Origin of the sequence: Vibrio splendidus 12E03 (assembly GCF_000272105.2) — a bacterium.
Lineage (GTDB): Bacteria > Pseudomonadota > Gammaproteobacteria > Enterobacterales > Vibrionaceae > Vibrio > Vibrio splendidus_I.
Genome location: NZ_AJZD02000187.1, coordinates 1 through 308 on the forward strand (window position 1 = coordinate 1; position 308 = coordinate 308).

Sequence of the window (308 nt, forward strand, 5' to 3'; positions counted from 1 at the left end):
TCATTGCGTAAACTGAGTTGGTCGATAATGACCTGATTTTGCTCCACCAAGGTTTGTAAGGTCGCCAGCTCACTCTCATTGCCCAAACTCAAGCGCAATTGGTCTAACTGCGCTTGGTCTTGGGAAAGGGCGGATTGCCTGGATTGGTAATACTCAATATTGGCGCCTTGCCGATGCGCCTCCCCCGCCTGTAAGTATTGGCGTTGCTGTGCATCCGAGTAGCCTCCCGTCGCTTGGCGTGACAGTTGCTCATACTCTGATTCGTTAGGAAGACGCCCATAACGCGCCTCTACGATGGCGTTATTTTG

At 51.9% G+C, this 308-nt stretch carries 1 pseudogene; it reads right to left on the reverse strand.

The annotated features are described in order from the left end of the window. Window positions 1-308: pseudogene (locus A142_RS13160) on the reverse strand (hypothetical protein); the annotation flags it as partial.